The organism is Agrobacterium sp. H141, from assembly GCF_057158725.1.
On the sequence record NZ_CM169893.1, the window covers coordinates 4,244,243 to 4,265,781 of the forward strand.

Below are 21,539 nucleotides of genomic sequence, written 5' to 3' on the forward strand. Positions count from 1 at the left end.
TCGGAAGCGCCGGCTGGTATGCCTTCAGCCGGAAGTAAAAATACAAATCCCGTCACGCTGCGACCTCCCGCGCATAGCGCGCCAGCCGCTCATCGAGCGTGCCGCTATGGAGTTCGAACAGGTGATTGTCGTGGTCGTAGAAATAAATCGACCGGCCTTCACCCTCTACGCGTGAACGCGATGGCTTGACGTCCAGGCCAAGCGCTTCGATGCGGGCCAAATAGCCGTCAAGCGCATCATCCGGCACCTTGGACGCTATGTGATTATACGTGCGCTCCGCCAAAACCTCGCCGACCATCACGGCGACCCAGATTTCTCCCACCAGATAGAAACGCTCCGGTGAGAGCGAGAACTGCTTCTCCCCGCTGCGGTAGACTTCCTTTGCGCCCAGAACCTGTTCCGGGATCTGGCCCATGCTGTCGAGATCCCGAACGATCAGGGTAATATGCGACAGACCCTCGATCATTCCGCGGCCTCTGCCCGTTCCCCGTCATCCGCCGGTCTTTGGCGCGCATCGTGTTCGCGGCGCATGCGGCGCACGAGATCGAGTTCAGCCTGGAAATCCACGTAATGTGGCAGTTTCAGATGCTCGACGAAGCCTGTGGCCTGCACATTGTCGGAGTGGGAAATCACGAATTCCTCGTCCTGCGCGGGCGCCACGATATCTTCGCCAAACTCCCCTGCTCTCAAGGCGCGATCGACCAGCGACATGGCCATGGCCTTGCGCTCGCTCTGGCCAAAGACCAGACCATATCCGCGGGTAAACTGAGGCGGTGCCTTGGAGGACCCCTTGAACTGATTGACCATCTGGCATTCGGTGACACGGATACGACCAAGCGACACGGAAAAGCCGAGCTCTGCAACGTCCAGTTCCACCTCAACCTCTCCTATGCGAACTTCACCCACGAAGGGGTGTGAGCGGCCGTAACCCCGCTGGGTGGAATAGGCGAGCGACAGCAGAAAGCCTTCATCGCCGCGCGCGAGTGCCTGGAGCCTGATGTCCCGCGCCATGGGGAATTCCAGCGGTTCGCGGGTGATATCACCCGGCACATGCTCTTCCGGCATCGTTCCATCCGCCTCGATCAAGCCTTCCTGCGCGAGGATCTCGGAAACCCGCATGACGGGTTCCGCGTCTGTCGGCCGCATTGCGCCGGCTGGCACCTCTTCGTCTTCCAGAAGTGCGGGATCGAGAAGCCGGTGGGTATAGTCGAATGTCGGGCCCAGAAGCTGGCCGCCCGGCAGGTCCTTGTAGGTTGCCGAAACACGGCGCTCCACAAACATCGTACCGGTGTCGATGGGTCTGGAATAACCGAAACGCGGCAGTGTGGTGCGGTAGGCCCGCAACAGGAAGATTGCCTCGATCATGTCCCCCCTCGCCTGACGGACGGCAAGGGCTGCCAGACGGCGATCGTGAAGCGAGGCTTCGGCCATCACGCGGTCCACGGCCAGACCCAGTTGTTCAATGACCTGATCAATGGTGAGGGCCGGGAGCGAGCGGTCTCCACGACGGCGGTCGGCCAGAAGACGATGGGCATTTTCGATTGCCGCCTCGCCGCCTTTTACAGCTACATACATCCTTCAATTCTCCCTGACGGTCATCTTGCAGGTCCGGGGCAAGCAAAGGAAACTGCGCCCGGACGTCAGCACAACATCGATGCCGCGCGGAAAGAGCGTGCGGTTTTCGCCCCATTGGCGCAGGAACATGTCCGGAAGACCGCGCGGTGCAATCACGGTCGTTTCTTTGATACCCGGACCGGTCAGAATTAGGCTTTGACCTCCGTCGAGCTTGGCCACCTCGATAACCAGCGTGGTGGAGCGATCCGGATATTCCTGACTGCCTGCTGCAAAAAGACCAAATGGTGTGAGTGCGGCGCCGGCTTCCATGAAGGCAAAGCGCGCCTCAGATTTTTCACGTGTGAGCGCTGCGCCGGTGTGAAAGCGGATCCATTCCCCTGCGGTCGATTTTGACAAACCCGATGTGAGCCAGACAGGCGTGTCGTGATCGCAAAGTGACAGAGCCACAGCACCAGCCGCCGCGCCCAGCGGCATAGGCGGCGCGATCTCAGGAGTGATGGTCTCTATCTTGCCAGGGCGAGCCATGCAGTCCATCAACATTCGGAAGACGCTCTGGGCATGGAAGACCGGCTCGGAAAAGCCCCCGGTCAGGGCATCTGCCTTCAAATCCATCAGTCTTCTCCGCGAACCATGGTGAAGAAATCGACGCGCGTTGCCGCTGTCTCGTCCGCTTTTTTCCGATCTTCCGCGGCCAGTCTCTCGGCGACAGGGAGCAGCAATTTGCGCTCTATCTCTTCTTGCAGGTCCGGCCTTTGCCAGAGAGCATCGAAGATGGCGGCCAGTCGGGATTTTTCACGACTGGTCCCAAGCGTTTGCCCATGACCAACCGAACCACAGTCCAGCCGCACCGACGCACGACTGACGGTAATCTCTCCCAGATTGAAGGGATCGCCTCCGCCGCCAATCCGACCGCGAACCATGACCAGACCGGTCTCGGGGCCACGCAGCGGCGTGACATCGGGCTTGGGCTCATGGGCAGCCCATGCCTGCTGAAGTTCACTCATGGTGGCGTTGGCGAGAAGATCACAGGCTCGCTTGTGCGCCCGTTCCGCTTCAACGCCGTCACTCTTGACTGCTGAGTTCATTTTCACTTGCCTCTAAATGTCTATTAATATAGACAACCGTACAACATACTATTGATGTACTTTTTCAGAATGACAAGAGTGTGACATGACGGATGCAAATCGCGTGCAGCGGCAAAGCGGCGTGGCCCTTTGGCGACAGATCGCCGACCGTATCCGCACATCCATTGTAGAAGGCGACTATGACACAACGGGCATGGTGCCGCCCGAAACGGTTCTGGCAGACACCTTCGGCGTCAATCGGCACACCATTAGAAGCGCCCTTGCTGCACTGGGGCAGGAGGGAATTGTCCGCGCCGTTCAAGGTCGTGGAACGCTGATTGAAGATCGTCAGCGCATCAGCTTTCCGATCTCGCGGCGAACGCGCTTTACGGCTGGAATTGGCGCTCAGGCCAGCGATCTTGAGGGACTGCTGCTGGCATCCGGTGTCGAGCCTGCGCGTGCAGAGATCGCGACAGCACTACAAATCAATGTCAAGACCGATGTTCTACGGATTGAGACGGTCAGGAAAGCCGATCGCCGACCTGTATCCGTATCGACAAGCTGGTTTCCGCTGCCTCGCTTCGCCGGTATCGATGAAGCCTATGGCAAGACAGGGTCGATCACCGAAGCCTTCGCGATTTGCGGCCTGATGGACTATGTGCGGCAAAATACGGAAATTTCGGCAACCCATGCGGATGCCGGGGACGCCAGCCTGTTGAAACTGTCACCGGGCGCGATCGCATTGGTGACAAAGGCGAGCAATGCCGACCTCGAAGGCCGACCAGTCCAGTATTCGATCACCCGCTTTCCTGCCGATCGCGTGCAATTGACCGTCAGCAGCGGGTGATCGCAAAAAACTTCAGTGTGCGGCTGACATGTCGCCCAGCACTTCCTTGGAAGCGACCGTCGAATCAGCGTTCAGCTTGTAAACCATGGGCACGCCGGTCGCGAGATTGAGCTTGAGGATCTCTTCCTTGGTCATGCGGTCCAGCACCATCACCAATGCCCGCAGGGAATTCCCATGGGCTGCCACAAGCAGCTTTTCGCCACGCAGGACGCGCGGAAGAATGTCGGTCATGAAATAGGGCCAGACACGTGCACCGGTGTCACGCAGGCTTTCGCCACCGGGTGGGGGGACGTCATAGGACCGGCGCCAGATGTGAACCTGCTCCTCACCCCATTTTTCGCGGGCATCATCCTTGTTGAGACCGGACAGATCGCCGTAATCGCGCTCGTTCAGTGCTTCATCGCGGATGGTTTCCAGATCAGGCTGACCGACATTGTCGAGGATGATTTGGCAAGTTCTCTGCGCACGCGAAAGTACAGACGTATAGGCCACGTCAAACTTGATGCCGTAATCTGCAAGTGCCTTGCCGCCGGCATTGGCTTCCTGAACTCCGAGCTCGGTGAGGCCCGGATCACGCCAACCGGTAAAGAGGTTCTTGAGATTCCATTCGCTTTGGCCGTGTCGAACGAGAACGAGGGTACCGCTCATATCAATAATCCTCCGCAGGGATGAGTTAGGAAAGCCCGAGCACGTCGAGCATGGAATAAAGTCCGGGCTTTTTATCGCGCGCCCACAAAGCCGCCTTCACGGCACCGCGGGCAAAGATCGTCCGATCGCCGGCGGAATGGGACAAGGTCACCATTTCTCCTTCGCCGGCCAGAATGACGGAATGATCACCGACGACGGAGCCGCCGCGCAGGGTGGCAAAACCGATCGATCCTTCTTCGCGCGGGCCGGTATGGCCGTCGCGAACGCGGACCGAATTGTCCGACAGATCGATCGCACGACCTTCGGCTGCGGCCTGACCGAGCAGAAGCGCGGTACCGGACGGTGCATCGACCTTGTGCTTGTGGTGCATCTCGACGACCTCAATGTCCCAGCCGGCGGCATCAAGGGCTTTGGCAGCCTGCTTGACGAGGACCGAGAGTAGATTGACGCCGAGGCTCATATTGCCGGATTTGACGATGCGGGCATGGCGCGAAGCGGCCGAAAACTTGGCATCATCGTCAGGATGACAGCCGGTGGTGCCGATCACATGGACAATGCGGGCCTGGGCGGCAAGGGCGGCAAACTCCGTGCTCGCAGCCGGCACGGTGAAATCGACCACGCCATCAGCAGCGACGAAGGCGGACAATGGATCATCCGTAATTTTCACGCCAATGGGACCGAGGCCGGCGAGTTCGCCAGCATCCTGGCCGAGGCAGCTTGCACCGGGACGTTCGATGGCGGCGTGAACGACCGCGCCATCCGTCTCATGAATGATCCGGATCAGCGCCTGACCCATGCGACCCGATGCACCGACCACGACGAGCTTCATCGCTTCACTCATGAACTGGCCTCTTCTCCCAATAGTAATTTATTGCCGACTGCCGTGTCCTGCATATTGTTCAGTCGAGCGTAGAGCCCGCCCTCGCGCTGCGCAAGTTCGCCATGGGCACCCTGCTCCACCACCAGGCCGTTTTCCATGACGACGATCTTATCCGCCTTGACCACTGTCGAAAGACGGTGGGCGATGACGACGACCGTTCTGCCGGCCATGGCCTCGTCCAGTGCTTTCTGCACCGCGGCTTCTGATTCTGTATCGAGTGCAGAGGTTGCCTCATCCAGAAGCAGGATCGGAGCATTACGCACCAGTGCACGCGCGATGGACAATCGCTGACGCTGGCCACCGGATAACGTCACGCCATTTTCGCCAACGGGCGTATCGTAACCTTGCGGCTGCGCCAGGATGAAATCATGGGCATAGGCTTGCTTGGCCGCCGCTTCGATCTCAGCGTCGGTTGCCTCCTGGCGGCCGTAGCGGATGTTGTCGCGAATGGTGCCTTCAAACAAGTAAGGCTGCTGGGAGACGTAGGCCAGATGCTGACGCAAAGACGACTTGGTGACATCAGCAATGTTCTGACCATCGATCAGGATCTCGCCACCCTTCGGATCGTAAAAGCGCGGGATCAATGTGATGATCGTCGACTTGCCGGCCCCGGATGGCCCAACCAATGCCGTGGTCTTGCCACCCTCAGCGACAAAGTCGACGCCCTTCAGGACATCATCGCCGCTGGAATAGGCGAACCTGACGCCCTTGAATTCGATGCGCGCCTGGTCGACCACGAGATCTGCCGCACCGTCCTTGTCACGCTGATGGGGCTCCATGTCGAGGATTTCATAGATCATCCGGGCATTCACGACCGCACGTTCCATCGAGATCTGCAGCTTTGCCAGACGCTTTGCTGGCTCATAGGCCATAAGCAACGCCGCGATAAAGGAAAAGAACGCTCCCGGCATGACGCCGCCATAGATCGAGCGGAAGGCTGCGTAGGCAAGCACGCTGGAGATCGCAAACCCGGCAAATGTTTCGGTGATCGGCGAGGTACGTTCGGACAGGCGCGTGATCCGGTTGGACTGGCGTTCGGCCGTGGAGATGATCCCATCCACGTTACGGGTCAGCTCCTTTTCCATCGTGAAGGCTTTGACGATGGCTATTCCCTGCACCGTTTCCTGCATCGCGCCAAGTACACGGCTGTTATACATCACGGAGTCGCGGGTGGCCTGACGAAGGCGCCTGGAGATATAGCGCAGGGCGAGAAGCATCGGCGGCGCAACCACGAAGACGATTACGCTCAGCACAGGATCCTTGGCCACCATGACGCCAACAAGTGCGACGAGCGTCAGCAAATCGCGCGCCATCGACGTCACTGTCAGATTTAGCACGTCACGAATGCCGGAGATATTCTGACTGATCTGCGCCGCAAGATGCGAGGAGCGCGCCTCGCTGAAATAGCCGACAGACAAGGTCATCAAATGGTTGAAGAGCCGACGCTGATAACGGGCGACGATATTGTTGCCGATCTTGGCCAAGGTTACGGCCTGGCCGTAGCTGGCAAAGCCGCGCAGGATAAATGCCCCGAGGATGCCCGCACAAATCATCCAGACAATGTCTGCACGTTGGTTGGCGAATGCCTCGTTGACCACGCTTTCCATGATCCATGCGGTAAATGCCGTTGTGCCGGCCACTGTGGCAAGGCAGACAATCGCCACCGCATAGGACTTCCAGTGATCGCGGCCATTTTCTGCAATGACGCGCTTCAGAACGACGCTGATACCCTGGGAGTCCAACGACTTTCCCATTTTTCTATCGGGTTTCAAGAGCTGTTCCTTCACAATATTTCACGACCGGTCTGCCAGGGCAAAACACGCGGCTCTATAAACCGTCACATGGGCTTTGACCATAGAAAACAGCAGAGGCTGATATTCACGCACGGGTCCATCGACGCCCGTCTACAGCCAAACCGAAGTCGGATGGCGTTCGGGCATAGGCCGCCAAGCCGGACAATGCGGCCAGCGGATGCGTGACCACGAAAGTCGGAATCGTGCGCATCATGGCGGAATGGGGGGCTTTGTCTTCAAAAGCGGCTCGAAATTCCGGTTTCTTCAAAGCCGGTATGATCTTCTGTGAAATACCGCCCGAAAGATAAACGCCGCCTCGGGCCATGAAGACCAGCGCCATGTCTCCGGCAAGGCGGCCAAGATAGGTGACAAAAAGTGACAGGGTCTCTTCCGCGTTGCGATCCGTTCCTGCCAGACCATGGCCGGTGACGTCCGCTGGATCGGTCCATGTCGGCTCCTCACCATTGGCCTTGCAGACCGCCTGATAAATGTTGACGAGGCCTCGGCCACACAACAACTGCTCGGCCGCAATGCGACCCTCGATGGCAATCAGATAGGGAAAGATCTGGAAATCCCGTCTGCTTCGCGGCCCCACATCCACATGCCCGCCCTCGCCCGGAACGGGAAACCAGCGGTGTTGTGCATAAACAAGACCGGCGACTCCAAGTCCCGTACCTGGCCCCAGAACGACACGAGAGGCTTGCTTGCCGGTGACGTTTTCGCCAATTGGCTCGCGGTATTCATCAGGCATCGTGGCAATTGCCAGAGCCTGCGCTTCGAAATCGTTGACGACCAGCACATTTTCGAAGCCAAGACCGGAAATCATCTGCTTCGGGCGAACGATCCAGTCGCAATTTGTGAGCGGAATCTCATCGCCCCGAATGGGGCCCGCAACCGCCAGAATGGCCGAGCGGGGTTGCAAGGAGGTCTTGTCCAGCACACCCACCTGAATCGCTTCATCGATCGTGGCGAAATCGGCCGTGCGCACATTTGGAAATTGCGTCGGCTCGGCATAGGCATCGATCAGGATCGAGAACCTGGCATTCGTTCCACCGATGTCGCCAATCAGGATCGGAAACGTCGGCTGTTCGTTATCATGTTGCATGGGCATGGCCGGTACTCTTGGCGGTGATTTCGGTTTCTGGGATCAAACGACGTTCATCATCAATTCTGCGGAGGCACGATTGAGCGCCATGGGGATGTCGTAGACCGTCGCCAGGCGCATCAAGGCTTTCACATCGACGTCATGCGGCATCGGGGTCAGCGGATCGACAAAGAAGATCAACAACTCGATTTCGCCGTTGGCGATCAACGCCCCGATCTGCTGGTCGCCACCCAAAGGGCCGCTTTTCATGCGGGTCACATCGAGGGAGGGGCAGGCATCCTTGATGCGACCACCTGTCGTGCCTGTCGCAACGATGCGCCAACCGGCAAATCTGGCTTCATGACGGCGCGCAAAATCGGCGAGATCATCCTTTTTCTGATCATGCGCGATCAGCGCGACACAGCGTTTCTCGGCAGCGGATGATGACATTGGCCCCATACCTTTTAAATCGATTTGAGTGCCTTCTATATCAGATCAGACCTGATTGAAAAGCGGTGGCGCGTCGTCATTGCTGCATCGGGCGCGGCAGCGGCAGCGGGACCACGGCGGGCAACGTCACGTCGTATTGTGCATCTGCGGGAGACGATGAAGCCGAGTAGGAAACCATACCCGATCCGCCCCCGAACGTTGCGGCAGCCTCGCTGGAGGCTGCCTTACCCTCAAGCACGACCGAGCAGGCCTTTGGCAAATCGGAAACCTGCATCGGCTTTGGCTTGGGAGCTGGCTTTGCGTTTGGATCTTTTTTCGCTGGAGCCCAGGGCTCATCGCTATACCACCAGGCAAGCGGCTTACCGCAACCATCGCCTGCCGGGACTGCCGCCTGGGGCTTGCAACCGGGAGATCCTTCGGGACATTTGATCCGCACATGGAAATGGTAATCGTGGCCGTAATAGGGGCGCACCTTGCCGAGATTGCTGCGGTCGCCCGTCCATGTCTGGCAAAGCTTCTTCTTGATCGACGGATTGACGAAAATGCGCTCGACCTGAGGATAGCTTGCAGCCCGCATGATAATGCGGGCATGGGCCGGCGTCCAGATTCGATCATCGACGGTCAGTCGCGCATTTTTCTTCAACATCGAGGTTGCCGAAATCGTCTCACGCTCATTCGCAGTCAAGGTTCGTGGCGGCATCGGTGTCAGCCAGATATCGGCGTCGAGTCCCACTTGATGGGAGGCGTGTCCCGATACCATGGGTCCGCCGCGTGGTTGCGAAATATCGCCCAGCAACAGCCCCGGCCATCCGTCATATTTGGCGCCATCCTGCGACAGCCTCTCCAGCAATGCGATCAGTTCGGGGTGGCCCCAGCGACGGTTGCGCGACAGCCGCATCGCTTGCCAGGTCGGACCGTCGGTCGGAATAGCCACGGCTCCGGCAACACAGCCCTTGGAATAGAATCCAAAGGATGAGGGCGAGGCTTGCGTTGGCAGTTTTTCGGCGCCGAACAATGCTTTGGCGGGCTTGCCGTCCGCGAAAGCCGGAGGGTTCATCGCAATCATGGCGACAATAGCGGCCAATGCGCCTGCCCAAGTCCGGGATATCTTCGCTGCCATACCTGAAATGCTCCTGATTGCGGACTTTCGGTCTTTGCCCACCGATTTGCACGCAAATTACCGCGAAATGACCGGATCGTGAATTGATAAGGCGGATACAGGCGATGCGTGGCTGTATTTTGTCAAAGTTTTGCCTATCCTTGTGTCACGAATAAAAACAACACACAGGGATTTGAATATGGCTCTGTCTCGAATGGGACTGCTTCTGGTTTTGCCACTTATGGCGCTGGGTGCTGCGCCAGGCATCGTTTCGGCTCAGGAACCAGACGCTCCATTTCGCCATTCCTACGGACTCCTTGCGGCACCCAAATATCCTGATGGTTTTGCACATTTCGACTATGTAAATCCAACGGCGCCGAAGGGCGGCGAACTCAGGCTTTCAGAGGAAGGCACTTTCGACAACCTCAATCCGCTGATCGACCGGGGTACGCCCGGAACCGGGACATCAAATGTGTTCGAGACACTTCTGGTGCCCTCCCAAGATGAGATTAACGTCTCATACGGCCTGCTTGCCGAGTCCTTTTCCTTCCCAGCGGACGTGTCGTCCGTGACATTCAAGCTGCGCGAGCAAGCGAAATGGGCTGATGGTGAGCCGGTAACGCCGGATGATATTGTCTTCAGCTTCAATAACGCGAAAGAACATAGCGCACTGTTTTCCGACTATTATCGCCATGTCGTATCAGCCGAGAAGAGCGGTGCGAATGAGGTGAAATTCACCTTCGACGAGAAGAACAATCGGGAACTGCCATTGATCGTCGGAGACTTTCCGATTGTTCCCAAGCACTGGTGGGAAGCCAAAGATGCCGATGGCAAACAACGGGACATCTCCCGCACCACACTGGAACCGCTGATGGGGTCCGGCCCTTACAAGCTCGCCTCAGTCAAACCGGGATCTATCCTGCGATATGAACAGCGTGACGACTATTGGGGCAAGGACCTCGCGGTCAATGTAGGCCATAACAATATCGGCGCGATCACCTACACCTATTTTTCAGATCCTGAAGTGGAGTTCGAAGCGTTTCGCGCCGGCAATATCGACTATTATCAGGAAAACAGCTCAAGCCGTTGGGCAACCCGCTACGAATTCGATGCCGTGAAGGATGGGCGTGTCATCCGCGAGGCGCTTCCCAATCCCTTCCGCGCGACCGGCATCATGCAGGCCATGGTGCCGAATATGCGGCGCGATCTCTTCAAGGATGCGCGCGTCAGGGACGCACTGAACTATGCATTCGATTTCGAGGACCTGAACAAGAACCTTGCCTATAACGGTTTGAAGCGCGTCGACAGTTTCTTCTGGGGCACCGAGCTTGCCTCGTCGGGGCTGCCGGAAGGCCGCGAACTGGAGATCCTGGAAAACCTCAAGGATGAGGTTCCGCCGGAGGTTTTCACGACACCTTACAAGAACCCCGTCGCCGGTGACCCGCAAAAGGTGCGGGACAATTTTCGGAAGGCGATTGCGCTTTTCAAGGAGGCCGGCTGGGAACTCAAGGGCACCCAGATGGTCAATACCAAGACCGGCAAGCCGATGAGTTTCGAGATCCTGCTCAGCAGTCCTTCGCTTGAACGTTCGGTTTTGCCCTATACAAACAGCCTCAGAAAAATCGGCATCGACGCGCGCGTCAGGACAGTCGACTCATCGCAATATATCAATCGAATCCGCGATTTCGACTACGACATGATCTGGGTGGTCTGGGGCCAGACCATGAATCCGGGGAATGAGCAAAGCAATTACTGGGGATCGGAATCGGTGGATCGGCACGGCTCGCGCAATTATGCCGGGATTTCAGATCCAGCCGTCGACAAGCTGATCAAGATGATCACATTTGCGCCCAACAGAGATGAACAAGTCGCAGCCGTGAGGGCGCTCGACCGGGTACTGCTTGCGCATCATTATGTGATCCCCCTGTTTTACTCCGGTGAGGCCAAGATTGCCTACTGGAGCAAGCTTGCTCACCCAGCAGAACTGCCAACGTATGCGACTGGGTTTCCGGATATCTGGTGGGTCAAACCGGACGCTCAATAGGCGGGGGCTTGCGTCACAAGCTCAAGCAGATACCAATGTGCGACACGAATCAGACCTGCCTGAATGAGGCGGGCATCATATGACTGGAGAATGCGGATTGAGCGCTTTTCGGCGCACCAGCCTTGGGCTTGATGGCAACGTCTCGGGGAGCCTCGTCTAATGGGCGCCTATATTCTTCGGCGTTTGCTTTTGATGATCCCGACAATGGTCGGCATTATGGGCATTTCCTTTCTGGTCATCCAGTTTGCACCCGGCGGCCCTGTGGAACAGGTCATCGCGCAGCTCACCGGTCAGGGCGACAGCGCCGACCAGAGGCTGTCTGGCGGTGGTGATGCTTTGGGCAGCCAGATGGGCGCGGAAGATCTGAACTCCAGATATCGGGGCGCTCAGGGTCTTGATCCCGATTTGATCGCAAAGCTCGAAAAACAATTCGGGTTCGACAAGCCGCCACTGACGCGTTTTCTGGAGATGATGGGCAATTACATCCGCTTCGATTTCGGCGAGAGCTTCTTCCGCAATACTTCGGTCATCGATCTCATTTTGGACAAGATGCCAGTTTCGATTTCGCTCGGGATCTGGATTATGATCATTTCCTACGCAATCTCGGTTCCGCTTGGCATCAAGAAGGCGATGCAGGACGGATCGACCTTCGATGTGTGGACGTCTGCGATCATCGTTATCGGCTACGCGGTGCCGAGCTTCCTGTTCGGCATCCTGCTGATCGTGCTGTTTGCTGGCGGCTCATTTTTCGACTGGTTTCCATTGCGCGGCCTGACCTCGGACAATTTTGCCAGTCTGTCGTGGTGGGAAAAGATCATCGACTACTTCTGGCACCTGACCCTGCCCCTGATCGCGTTGTCGTTATCGGCCTTTGCAACCACGACGCTGCTGACCAAGAACTCATTCATCGAGGAGATCAAGAAGCAGTATGTCGTGACCGCCAAGGCCAAAGGTCTGAACCAGCGGCAGGTGCTCTATGGCCACGTCTTCCGCAATGCCATGCTGATCGTGATCGCCGGATTTCCAGGGGCATTCATCTCCGCCTTCTTCACCGGTTCGCTTTTGATCGAAAACATATTCTCGCTCGATGGCCTCGGTCGTCTCGGCTACCTTTCGGTCGTGAACCGCGATTATCCGGTCGTGTTCGGCACCCTCTATATCTTCTCGCTGATGGGCCTTGTCGTCAGCCTTGTCTCCGATCTCATTTACACCTGGATCGATCCCCGCATCGATTTCGAGCGCAGGGATGTCTGAGATGGTGGGAATGGATACGGTCGCAGGACAGAAACCGCCGCGTAAAATGTGGCTTTCTCCCATCAATCGGCGCAGGCTTGCCAACTTCAAGGCCAATCGGCGTGGCTATTGGTCGTTCTGGATCTTTCTTGTCTTGTTTGGTCTTAGCCTGTTTGCCGAGTTCATTGCCAATGACAAGCCGCTGATCGTTTCCTATCACGGAGAAATCCTGTTTCCGGTGGTGGTCGACTATCCGGAAGAAAAATTCGGCGGTTTTCTGGCCGTCACCGATTATCGCTCGCCCTTTATCCGCGACGAGATCGAAGCCAATGGATGGATGGTGTGGCCGCCCATCCGCTATTCATACCGCACGGTAAATTCCAACATCCCGCATTCCGCACCGACTGCGCCCTTCTGGCTGATGGACAAGACAGAACGTTGTTCCGGCTATCCTGAGGGGGTTGACGATCCTGACTGCGTGGTTGGAAACCTGAACTGGCTGGGAACCGACGATCAGGCCCGCGATGTGACGGCGCGCATGATTTATGGTTTCCGGATTTCGGTGCTGTTCGGGCTTATTCTCACCATCGCCTCGGCCTTTATCGGCGTCACAGCCGGCGCCATGCAGGGCTATTTCGGTGGGCTGACCGACCTCTTGATGCAGCGCTTCATCGAGATCTGGTCGTCGATGCCGGTGCTCTACATCCTGCTGATCATCGCAGCGATCCTGCCGCCCGGATTCTTTATTCTGCTGGGCATCATGCTGCTGTTTTCGTGGGTCAGTTTTGTCGGCATCGTCCGGGCAGAATTTTTGCGCGCCCGAAATTTTGAATATGTGAATGCGGCACGCGCGCTCGGTGTCGGCAATTGGACGATCATGTATCGTCACCTGCTGCCCAATGCGATGGTGGCCACTCTGACCTTCCTGCCGTTCATCCTGTCGGGTTCGATCACGACGCTTACCTCGCTCGACTTTCTTGGCTTCGGCATGCCACCCGGGTCGCCGTCGCTCGGTGAGTTGATTGCTCAGGGCAAAAGCAATCTGCAGGCTCCTTGGCTGGGGCTCACGGCCTTCTTCACCATGTCGATCATGCTCTCGCTCCTCATTTTCGTCGGCGAGGCGGTGCGCGACGCCTTCGACCCGAGGAAGGCCTTCAAATGAGCAAGACACCGCTTCTTTCCGTCAAGGACCTTTCAGTCGCCTTCGAACAGGGGGGGACAACGACGACGGCTGTCGATCGCGTGTCGTTCGACATTTGTCCGGGCGAAGTGCTGGCACTGGTCGGAGAATCCGGCTCTGGCAAATCTGTCACAGCCAACTCGATCCTCAAGCTCCTGCCCTATCCATCGGCCAGCCACCCTTCGGGCGAAATCTCGTTCGAGGGCAGCGACATGATGCGGATCAAGGAGCCCGAGCTTCGCCAGATCCGTGGCAACGCCATCACGATGATCTTTCAGGAGCCGATGACCTCGCTCAATCCGCTGCATTCCATCGAAAAGCAGATTGGCGAAATCCTCCTCCTTCATCAGGGTCTCGCGGGGCCGGTGGCGCGAGCACGCATTCTCGAATTGTTGCTCCAAGTCGGAATCCGCGAGCCGGAAAAACGCCTCAAAGCCTATCCGCACGAGTTGTCCGGCGGACAACGCCAACGTGTGATGATTGCAATGGCACTGGCAAACCGGCCGAAACTCTTGATCGCAGACGAGCCGACGACTGCGCTCGATGTGACCGTGCAGGCCCAGATCCTGGAACTGCTGCGCCAGCTCAAGGGCGAGCACGGGATGTCGATGCTGTTCATCACCCATGATCTCGGCATCGTGCGCAAGTTTGCCGACCGCGTTTGCGTCATGACGAAGGGCAAGATCGTTGAGAGTGGTCCCGTTGAGGAGATCTTCGCCAATCCGCAGCACGAATACACAAGACATCTGCTGGCATCGGAGCCACGCGGCGAACCGCCATTGGCTGACGAAACAAAACCTGTCGTCATGCGCGCAGAGGATGTGCGGGTCTGGTTTCCGATCAAGACAGGCTTGCTGCGCAAGGTCACCGACCATGTCAAAGCCGTTGACGGCATCGATCTGGAGCTTCGAGCCGGCGAGACGCTCGGCGTGGTTGGCGAATCCGGCTCGGGCAAGACGACACTCGGCCTTGCCCTTGCCCGCCTAATCTCTTCCAAAGGGCGTATCACATTCCTCGGCCACGACATCGGCTCCTTCGCCTACAAGGAAATGCTACCACTGCGCGACCGGCTACAGGTGGTCTTCCAGGATCCCTATGGCTCGCTCAGCCCGCGCATGTCCGTGGGGGAAATCATTGCGGAGGGATTGAAGGTCCATGAGCCGCGCCTGAGCTTTGCCGAGCGCGATCAGCGCGTCTGTTGGGCACTCGACGAGGTCGGCCTGGATACGTCCACCCGCTGGCGCTATCCGCATGAGTTTTCCGGCGGTCAGCGGCAGCGCATCGCCATTGCGCGTGCCATGGTGCTGAAACCCCGTTTCGTGATGCTTGACGAGCCAACCTCAGCGCTTGACATGAGTGTGCAGGCGCAGGTTGTCGATCTGTTGCGCGATCTGCAGGCGAAGCATGACCTCGCCTACCTGTTCATCAGCCACGATCTGAAGGTCGTCCGCGCGCTCGCAAACGAAGTGATCGTGATGCGGATGGGCAAGGTGGTGGAACAAGGGCCGTCTTCAGAGATCTTCTCAACGCCCAAGGCGGAATATACCCGCGCTCTGATGGCCGCTGCCTTTGACATCAAAGCCGTCGAGATTGACGGCATCAGCCAATAATTTATCCCGTATCGACCAGGAGGCCGCATGTCCGCGCCGAGTTCCATTGTCATTGATCTGAAATTTACACCGAACTCGGTTTCTGAAGCTCTGCAGTCTGCATTCGCAGAGCGCGACGTCATCAACATGGCCGACGAGGCCAATCAAGGTCGCGATCTCTCCAACGTGGACTACGCCGTCGTCTGGAAGCCCGATCAGAGACTTTTCGAGAAGATGCCGAACCTCAAGGTGATTTTTTCAGGCGGTGCCGGCGTCGACCATATCCTGACGGCATATGAACTGCCCGACCTTCCAATCGTCCGCTTTGTCGATCGCAGCCTCACCGACCGGATGAGCGAATGGGTAGTGCTTCAATGCCTGTCTCACCTTCGGCAGGTGACAACCTATAGCAAGCAGCAACGCGAGCATGTTTTTCATGAACTCGACGGGCAGCCGGAAGCTTGCGACGTCACAGTCGGTGTCATGGGTCTCGGTGCCCTCGGCATTGATGCTGCAAGAAAGCTGAAGGCCATGGGCTTCAACGTCATCGGCTGGTCACGCGGGAAGAAAGATATCGACGGCATAGAAACATTCGATTCAGATGGTCTGGACGCGTTTCTCGCACACACCGATTTTCTCGTCGGCTTGTTGCCCCTCACCGAAGAGACGAGAGGGTTCTATAACCGCTCACTGTTTGCAAAGCTCAAGCAAGGTGGCGCGCTCGGCAAGCCCGTTTTCATGAACGCCGGTCGTGGCGGCAGCCAGATTGAAGCTGACATCATTTTTGCGCTGGAAAATGGCGTTCTGGGCGGTGCCTCGATCGATGTGTTTGGAGCCGAACCGCTGCCAGCCGAGAGCCCCCTCTGGGACATCGAGAATGTGATCATCACGCCGCACGCGGCGGCGTCATCCGATGTTCGCGCTCTTTTCGTCCATGTCGAAGAACAGATTGCCCGCTATGAGCGCGGCGAGCCGCTTGAACATGTGGTCGACAGGGAGGCCGGTTATTGAGCGTTTTGCGACATTCGGAACAATAGCGTCAGCCTACCGTTTTTCCTTTGAGTTTGCTTATGCCCCGCAATGGGCATTGAGCAGAAATAGGACATTGAAGGAGACGCATATGGTCAGCCATAACGACGATCCAATCCACGGCCGTGATGAACAACGAGAGGAGCCGCTTTCGGCGGTCGACGCTCGTCAGGCTCGGCGCGGGCGTCGGGTTCTGATCGTGCTTCTGGCCGGCTTGGCCATAGCCATGCTGATCTGGGTTCCGGCGGAATGGTGGGGACAGTCGCAGGTTCCCGATGACTCAGGCTCCATTAATCAACCGTCCGCTGCCAGTACAGTTGAGCCGGGTGACGCTAATTGACGGCTGCAATTTGCCCTGACGCATCGTTGCGATCGCGCTATGGACTTTGCTTCGATATTTTTCGATAACGGGCGACCGATGGGCCGCCCGCATGCGTTTGGGTCGGTCATAAATGCATGAGAAAGCAAGACGGGCGGCGAATACGATGACGAAAACCGATATTGCACGCCGCGTCTTCAACCACACCTGGAAGCTGGATCCTATTATCCGCAGTCTGATCGACACGGATTTCTACAAGCTTCTGATGCTGCAGATGATCTGGAAGCTCTACCCGACGGTGGACACCACGTTCGAGGTCACCAACCGTACAAAGACAGTTCGCCTGGCGGATGAAATCGACGAGCAGGAGCTGCGTGAGCAGCTCGATCATGTGCGCACCTTGAGACTGACAAAGAAGGAAATGATCTGGCTTGCCGGTAATACCTTCTATGGTCGCTCGCAAATCTTCGAGCCGGAGTTTCTCAACTGGCTATCCAATCTACAGCTCCCCGACTATGAGCTTACCCGCCACGACGGTCAGTACGAGCTGCGCTTCCATGGCAAATGGATGGAAACCACGCTGTGGGAAATTCCAGTCCTGGCGATCATCAATGAGTTGCGCAGCCGCGCTGCCATGCGCTCGCTGGGCTTCTTTACGCTCGATGTTCTCTATGCGCGCGCGAAAGCCAAGATGTGGGCGAAGGTTGAACGTCTGAAGGATTTGCCAGGGCTTCGAATTTCCGATTTCGGTACGCGCCGTCGTCACAGCTTCCTGTGGCAGCGGTGGTGCGTCGAGGCGCTGAAGGAAGGCATCGGGCCGGCATTTACCGGCACGAGCAATGTGTTGCTTGCCATGGACTCAGACCTTGAGGCCGTCGGAACCAATGCCCATGAACTGCCGATGGTTTCGGCAGCGCTTGCGCGTACGGATGCGGAGCTTGCAGCTGCTCCTTATGACGTATTGAAAGACTGGAACCAACTTTACGGTGGCAACCTGTTGATCGTGTTGCCCGATGCCTTTGGCACAGCCTCCTTTCTTCGCAATGCGCCTGAATGGATTGCCGACTGGACCGGTTTCCGTCCCGACAGCGCTCCACCGATCGAGGGTGGTGAAAAGATCATCGACTGGTGGAAGAAGATGGGACGCGACCCCCGTCAGAAGCTGCTGATCTTTTCCGATGGCCTGGATGTCGATGCGATCATCGATACCTACAAACATTTCGAAGGCCGGGTACGCATGAGCTTTGGCTGGGGCACGAACCTCACCAATGACTTCGTCGGCTGCGCACCGCAGGAAATGGCAAGCCTCAACCCGATTTCGATCGTCTGCAAGGTATCGGAAGCCAACGGCCGACCAGCAGTCAAACTGTCTGACAATCCCCGCAAGGCGACAGGCGATCCGGCCGAAGTCGAGCGCTACATCAAGTTTTTTGGCTCCGACGACCGCGTCGATCAACCAGTCTTCGTCTAGCATCTCTCCTCGGCACGTTTATCGCTTGCCTATTCTCCGATGGCAGTGAAACAATGCGGCTCGTCTAATGGATTTGGCGGAAAGTCAGGCCGATGACGTCGAGGGAGGAAAAACAATGGATATGAACGGCAGCGAGCGTATCGAGGCGCCGATTGGAATAGTGTGGACGGGTTTGAACGATCCCGAAATCCTGCGCCAAGCCATTCCGGGATGCGAAAATCTCGAGAAAACGTCGGAATCAACCATGGCGGCGAAGGTTGTCTTGAAGATCGGGCCGATCAAGGCCAAGTTCGACGGGGCCGTTGAATTGCAGAACCTCAATCCACCCCATTCCTATACCATCGCCGGTGAAGGCAAGGGCGGCATTGCCGGATTTGCCAAAGGCAGTGCAGATGTTGCTCTTGCAGAAGACGGCCCCGGCGCCACTATCCTGACCTATACCGTGAAGGCTGAAGTGGGCGGCAAAATCGCGCAACTCGGTAGCCGGCTTATCGATTCGACGTCAAAGAAGCTTGCTGGCGAGTTTTTCTCGAGGTTCAGTGCTCTGGTGGGCAACCCAGAAGCATGAGGAACCATCTCTAGATGTGGAACCTCAACAGGTTGTCTCGGGGCAGGCCGAGGCGACTGATTGGTGTTTTTGATTTTAGTGCGCCGTGAGGGCGATGCCAATTGTACATGTGGGTCCAGTTTGGCAGATGCGTTTTCCGGATTGCTGACGAGGGATAGGCTCGTGCATACGCCCACTCCCGCAAGGCGGTCTGAATGAAGCGTTCGGCCTTGCCGTTGGTTTTTGGCGTATAGGGTCTGGTTCGAATGTGCTTCAGGCCAAGCGCCTTGCAGGCCTTGGCAAACTCCTTGGCGACATAGCAGGACCCGTTGTCGGTCATCACGCGCGTGACCGTGACGCCAAGACTTTCATAATAGGCAACGGCAGCTTTGAGGAAGGCGATGGCGCTGACGGCTTTTTCATCCGGGAAGATGTCTGTGAAAGCGATGCGCGAGGCATCGTCGATGCAGACATGGACATATTCCCAGCCGACACCGCGCGAGTTGCTCTGCTTGGTCCTGTCGCCTGTGATCCTGTGGCCGACACGATCGAAACGGCCAAGGCGCTTGATGTCGAGATGGATCAGGCCGCCCGGTTCGGCATATTCGTAGCGGACCACAGGTTCGGCTGGATCGATATCCTTCATCCGGGATAGACCAGCCCGCCTGAGAACGCGGCTGACGGTAGCAGGAGACACGCCGGTTTCCATGGCGATGTGCTTGCCGGTCAGACGTTGTCTACGAAGATAGAGGATACGTTCGACAACACTTCCGTCCGTCTGTCGCGGGCTACTGGCAGGACGCGACGAACGATCCATCATTGCCGCCAGGCCCGATGCCTTGAAGCGTTCCGTCCAGCGAGAAACGATTTTCGGTGAAACACGATAGACCCGCGCGGCCTGCGCTTTCGACAGCCTGCCGCCAAGAACAGCGGCAGCCATTTCTTCTCGACGGAGCGGCGTCAGTCGGGCATTCTTGTGGATGTTCATTCGGAGCGATCCTGGAGGTCTGAGGTGTGGTAACTCCAGTCTCCTAAATCCGCTCCGAATGGACAACCTCCTGAAAGCTCACATCTAGAGCGCGAAACAGGCGTTTAACCGAGTTCCAGGGACGTTATCGCAAAAACACCCTTTTGCTCGATTACCGGGGCTGCTCCGCGATACATGCGGGCGGTCTCGAAACCTCTGGTAAAGCCGACACTTGCGAGAAATTGGCTAAACTGAATTTGACGATCTGGCACATCCAGATGCAATTCAGCGCCTTTGGATATCGAGTGACAGGCGTTGAAAAGGCGGATCGCTATATCAATGTCCTCGGCGAAAAGCGGGCCTAGCTTGTACCCGTTCAGACATTGCCGCAACACCGCATAGCCACGCAGCTGACCACCGATTTCCACGAGGAACGTCCGATGCGGTGGCAAAAGCCAGGCATCCAGAAAATGCCTGCGTGGTCCCGGAAAGAACCGCCGGTCAAAGGCTTCAACTGCATTGGCCATCGCTGCCTGGAATGGAACGACGCCTTCCAAGTTCTGCGGATGTGTCGTCTGGGACCGACCGCTCCAGCGTGCGGTGGTATAGGCCGTGTTGAAACCCATGGCTGAATAGTTGGCTTGCTGGGCCGGCACTCCATCCAGACCTATAGTACGCTCAGCGAGCCGTTCCATTCCTTCATTCCAGACCCTCATACCAAGGCCCCTGCCCCTGAAGTCCGGATGGCAGATATACAGGCCGATGAAGCCGAAGCATTCGCCATAGCGGATGGAGGAGATACCGGCGGCGAGTCTACCATCAACAAATGAGCCGAGAAATCCTTGAGGGTCGGCCGCACGGAATGCTTCGGCATCGCCCAAGCCCGGGTTCCAGCCTTCGGTTCCTGCCCAGCGCAAAAGCTCAGCAACTTCATCCGCGTCGGCGACACGAACCTCAATTTTTTCGGTCATTATCCAACCAGTATGTCAGGCGCAAAGTCTCGGAGAGCACCACTATAGGTCTTGCGCACCGGACTTGCATAGGCACCACGCTTTGCCGTCGAAAGGCCAAGGGCGACGAGCGCTTCTGCCTGCTTGACGGCAGCGGCAACGCCATCGATGACCGGCACGCCGAACTCCTTTCGAAGCTCGATGGAGAGATCCGCCATTCCGGCGCAGCCCAGCACGATTGCCTCAGCCCTGTCTTCGCGAAGCGCCGCATCGATTTCGTTTCGTAGCCTGTCTCGCGCATTCGACTGCGGATCCTCCAGCGATAGCACTGGAATATCGGCGGCACGCACATTGCAACGCCCTGTCATACCGTAGCGTTGAACGAGATGTTCGAGCGGTAGGCGGGAGCGTTCCATGGTTGTGACAATTGTAAACCGCTGGGCGATAAAGGCAGCTGTCGCCAATGCCGCCTCACAGATTCCCACTACCGGGATATTCGCCATAGCGCGCGCCGCATCCAGCCCGGTATCGTCGAAACAGGCGATGATTGCGGCTTGCGCGCCTTGTCGCTCACCCTTGGCTATCTCGAGAAGAAGACCTGGAACCGCAAAGACCTCGTCGTAATAACCTTCGATCGAGACGGGCCCCATTGAGGACGTGACGGACGTTACCCTTGTCGAGGGATTTCGCACGCGATCAGCCGCATCCGCAATTGTCGCCGTCATGCTCTTTGTGGTGTTCGGATTTACGACTAGCAGATCCATGTCAGT

At 57.5% G+C, this 21,539-nt stretch carries 22 protein-coding genes; 9 read left to right on the forward strand and 13 right to left on the reverse strand.

Annotated features, from left to right (window positions below; translation table 11 throughout):
- Window positions 1-52: 52 nt before the first annotated feature.
- The 4 genes from fosX to phnG are packed head-to-tail and all read right to left on the reverse strand — an operon-like array spanning window position 53 to window position 2,660.
- Window positions 53-466: a FosX/FosE/FosI family fosfomycin resistance hydrolase gene (fosX, locus tag ACWPM9_RS20065; protein WP_484756290.1), complete on the reverse strand. Its 414-nt coding sequence runs from the start codon at window positions 464-466 to the stop codon at window positions 53-55.
- Complete coding sequence (locus ACWPM9_RS20070; RefSeq protein ID WP_484756291.1) at window positions 463-1,575, reverse strand: carbon-phosphorus lyase complex subunit; 1,113 nt, start codon at window positions 1,573-1,575, stop codon at window positions 463-465. The genes fosX and ACWPM9_RS20070 overlap by 4 nt, the downstream gene beginning before the upstream one ends.
- Window positions 1,576-1,578: 3 nt before the next feature.
- Window positions 1,579-2,187, reverse strand: coding sequence for a phosphonate C-P lyase system protein PhnH (gene phnH, locus ACWPM9_RS20075; RefSeq protein WP_484756292.1), 609 nt, complete (start codon window positions 2,185-2,187; stop codon window positions 1,579-1,581).
- Window positions 2,187-2,660, reverse strand: a complete 474-nt coding sequence (phnG, locus tag ACWPM9_RS20080; protein ID WP_484756293.1) for a phosphonate C-P lyase system protein PhnG — start codon at window positions 2,658-2,660, stop codon at window positions 2,187-2,189. Before phnG ends, phnH begins: the two co-directional genes overlap by 1 nt.
- Window positions 2,661-2,745: 85 nt before the next feature.
- Between phnG and phnF the strand changes: the two genes are divergently transcribed.
- Entirely contained in the window at window positions 2,746-3,486 is a 741-nt protein-coding gene (phnF, locus tag ACWPM9_RS20085; protein WP_484756294.1) for a phosphonate metabolism transcriptional regulator PhnF, read from the forward strand.
- Between the two features lie 12 nt (window positions 3,487-3,498).
- Here phnF and ACWPM9_RS20090 read toward each other — a convergent pair whose 3' ends face one another.
- The 6 genes from ACWPM9_RS20090 to mepA form a co-directional block, all read right to left on the reverse strand.
- A complete protein-coding gene (locus ACWPM9_RS20090) occupies window positions 3,499-4,134 on the reverse strand; it encodes a 2,3-bisphosphoglycerate-dependent phosphoglycerate mutase (RefSeq protein WP_428186383.1) in 636 nt (211 codons plus the stop codon).
- A 25-nt stretch (window positions 4,135-4,159) separates the two neighbouring features.
- The gene (gene dapB / locus ACWPM9_RS20095; RefSeq protein WP_484756295.1) at window positions 4,160-4,975 is read right to left on the reverse strand and encodes a 4-hydroxy-tetrahydrodipicolinate reductase; all 816 of its coding nucleotides are present in this window, start codon (window positions 4,973-4,975) and stop codon (window positions 4,160-4,162) included.
- Window positions 4,972-6,768: an ABC transporter ATP-binding protein gene (locus tag ACWPM9_RS20100; RefSeq protein ID WP_428186385.1), complete on the reverse strand. Its 1,797-nt coding sequence runs from the start codon at window positions 6,766-6,768 to the stop codon at window positions 4,972-4,974. The genes dapB and ACWPM9_RS20100 overlap by 4 nt, the downstream gene beginning before the upstream one ends.
- Window positions 6,769-6,892: 124 nt before the next feature.
- Entirely contained in the window at window positions 6,893-7,918 is a 1,026-nt protein-coding gene (locus tag ACWPM9_RS20105; RefSeq protein WP_484756296.1) for a glucokinase, read from the reverse strand.
- 36 nt (window positions 7,919-7,954) lie between these two features.
- The gene (locus ACWPM9_RS20110) at window positions 7,955-8,341 is read right to left on the reverse strand and encodes a methylglyoxal synthase (RefSeq protein WP_428186387.1); all 387 of its coding nucleotides are present in this window, start codon (window positions 8,339-8,341) and stop codon (window positions 7,955-7,957) included.
- Window positions 8,342-8,417: 76 nt separating this feature from the next.
- Entirely contained in the window at window positions 8,418-9,461 is a 1,044-nt protein-coding gene (gene mepA, locus ACWPM9_RS20115; protein WP_484756297.1) for a penicillin-insensitive murein endopeptidase, read from the reverse strand.
- Between the two features lie 178 nt (window positions 9,462-9,639).
- Here mepA and ACWPM9_RS20120 point away from each other — a divergent pair, with 178 nt between their 5' ends.
- From ACWPM9_RS20120 to ACWPM9_RS20155, 8 genes are all read left to right on the forward strand, one after another.
- On the forward strand, window positions 9,640-11,484 hold the full coding sequence (locus ACWPM9_RS20120; protein ID WP_484756298.1) for an extracellular solute-binding protein: 1,845 nt from the start codon (window positions 9,640-9,642) through the stop codon (window positions 11,482-11,484).
- Between the two features lie 159 nt (window positions 11,485-11,643).
- Window positions 11,644-12,738, forward strand: a complete 1,095-nt coding sequence (locus ACWPM9_RS20125; RefSeq protein ID WP_484756299.1) for a microcin C ABC transporter permease YejB — start codon at window positions 11,644-11,646, stop codon at window positions 12,736-12,738.
- A gap of 10 nt (window positions 12,739-12,748) precedes the next feature.
- A complete protein-coding gene (locus tag ACWPM9_RS20130; protein WP_428186514.1) occupies window positions 12,749-13,879 on the forward strand; it encodes an ABC transporter permease in 1,131 nt (376 codons plus the stop codon).
- On the forward strand, window positions 13,876-15,507 hold the full coding sequence (locus tag ACWPM9_RS20135) for an ABC transporter ATP-binding protein (protein ID WP_484756300.1): 1,632 nt from the start codon (window positions 13,876-13,878) through the stop codon (window positions 15,505-15,507). The genes ACWPM9_RS20130 and ACWPM9_RS20135 overlap by 4 nt, the downstream gene beginning before the upstream one ends.
- A 27-nt stretch (window positions 15,508-15,534) precedes the next feature.
- Complete coding sequence (locus ACWPM9_RS20140; protein WP_484756301.1) at window positions 15,535-16,497, forward strand: 2-hydroxyacid dehydrogenase; 963 nt, start codon at window positions 15,535-15,537, stop codon at window positions 16,495-16,497.
- Window positions 16,498-16,606: 109 nt separating this feature from the next.
- Window positions 16,607-16,855 carry a hypothetical protein gene (locus ACWPM9_RS20145; RefSeq protein ID WP_484756302.1) on the forward strand — a complete coding sequence of 83 codons (249 nt, stop codon included), beginning with the start codon at window positions 16,607-16,609 and terminating at the stop codon, window positions 16,853-16,855.
- A gap of 145 nt (window positions 16,856-17,000) precedes the next feature.
- The gene (pncB, locus tag ACWPM9_RS20150) at window positions 17,001-18,305 is read left to right on the forward strand and encodes a nicotinate phosphoribosyltransferase (RefSeq protein ID WP_428186394.1); all 1,305 of its coding nucleotides are present in this window, start codon (window positions 17,001-17,003) and stop codon (window positions 18,303-18,305) included.
- A gap of 115 nt (window positions 18,306-18,420) precedes the next feature.
- On the forward strand, window positions 18,421-18,873 hold the full coding sequence (locus ACWPM9_RS20155) for an SRPBCC family protein (protein ID WP_484756303.1): 453 nt from the start codon (window positions 18,421-18,423) through the stop codon (window positions 18,871-18,873).
- A 10-nt stretch (window positions 18,874-18,883) separates the two neighbouring features.
- On the opposite strand, the gene ACWPM9_RS20160 is transcribed toward ACWPM9_RS20155, so the two are convergent.
- The 3 genes from ACWPM9_RS20160 to ACWPM9_RS20170 all read right to left on the reverse strand — a co-directional run bounded on the left by ACWPM9_RS20160 (window position 18,884) and on the right by ACWPM9_RS20170 (window position 21,533).
- Window positions 18,884-19,840 (reverse strand): IS481 family transposase, encoded by a 957-nt coding sequence (locus tag ACWPM9_RS20160; protein WP_484755507.1) that lies wholly within the window; start codon window positions 19,838-19,840, stop codon window positions 18,884-18,886.
- A gap of 104 nt (window positions 19,841-19,944) precedes the next feature.
- The gene (locus ACWPM9_RS20165) at window positions 19,945-20,790 is read right to left on the reverse strand and encodes a GNAT family N-acetyltransferase (RefSeq protein WP_484756304.1); all 846 of its coding nucleotides are present in this window, start codon (window positions 20,788-20,790) and stop codon (window positions 19,945-19,947) included.
- Window positions 20,790-21,533: an aspartate/glutamate racemase family protein gene (locus tag ACWPM9_RS20170; RefSeq protein WP_484756305.1), complete on the reverse strand. Its 744-nt coding sequence runs from the start codon at window positions 21,531-21,533 to the stop codon at window positions 20,790-20,792. The genes ACWPM9_RS20165 and ACWPM9_RS20170 overlap by 1 nt, the downstream gene beginning before the upstream one ends.
- Window positions 21,534-21,539 lie beyond the last annotated feature (6 nt).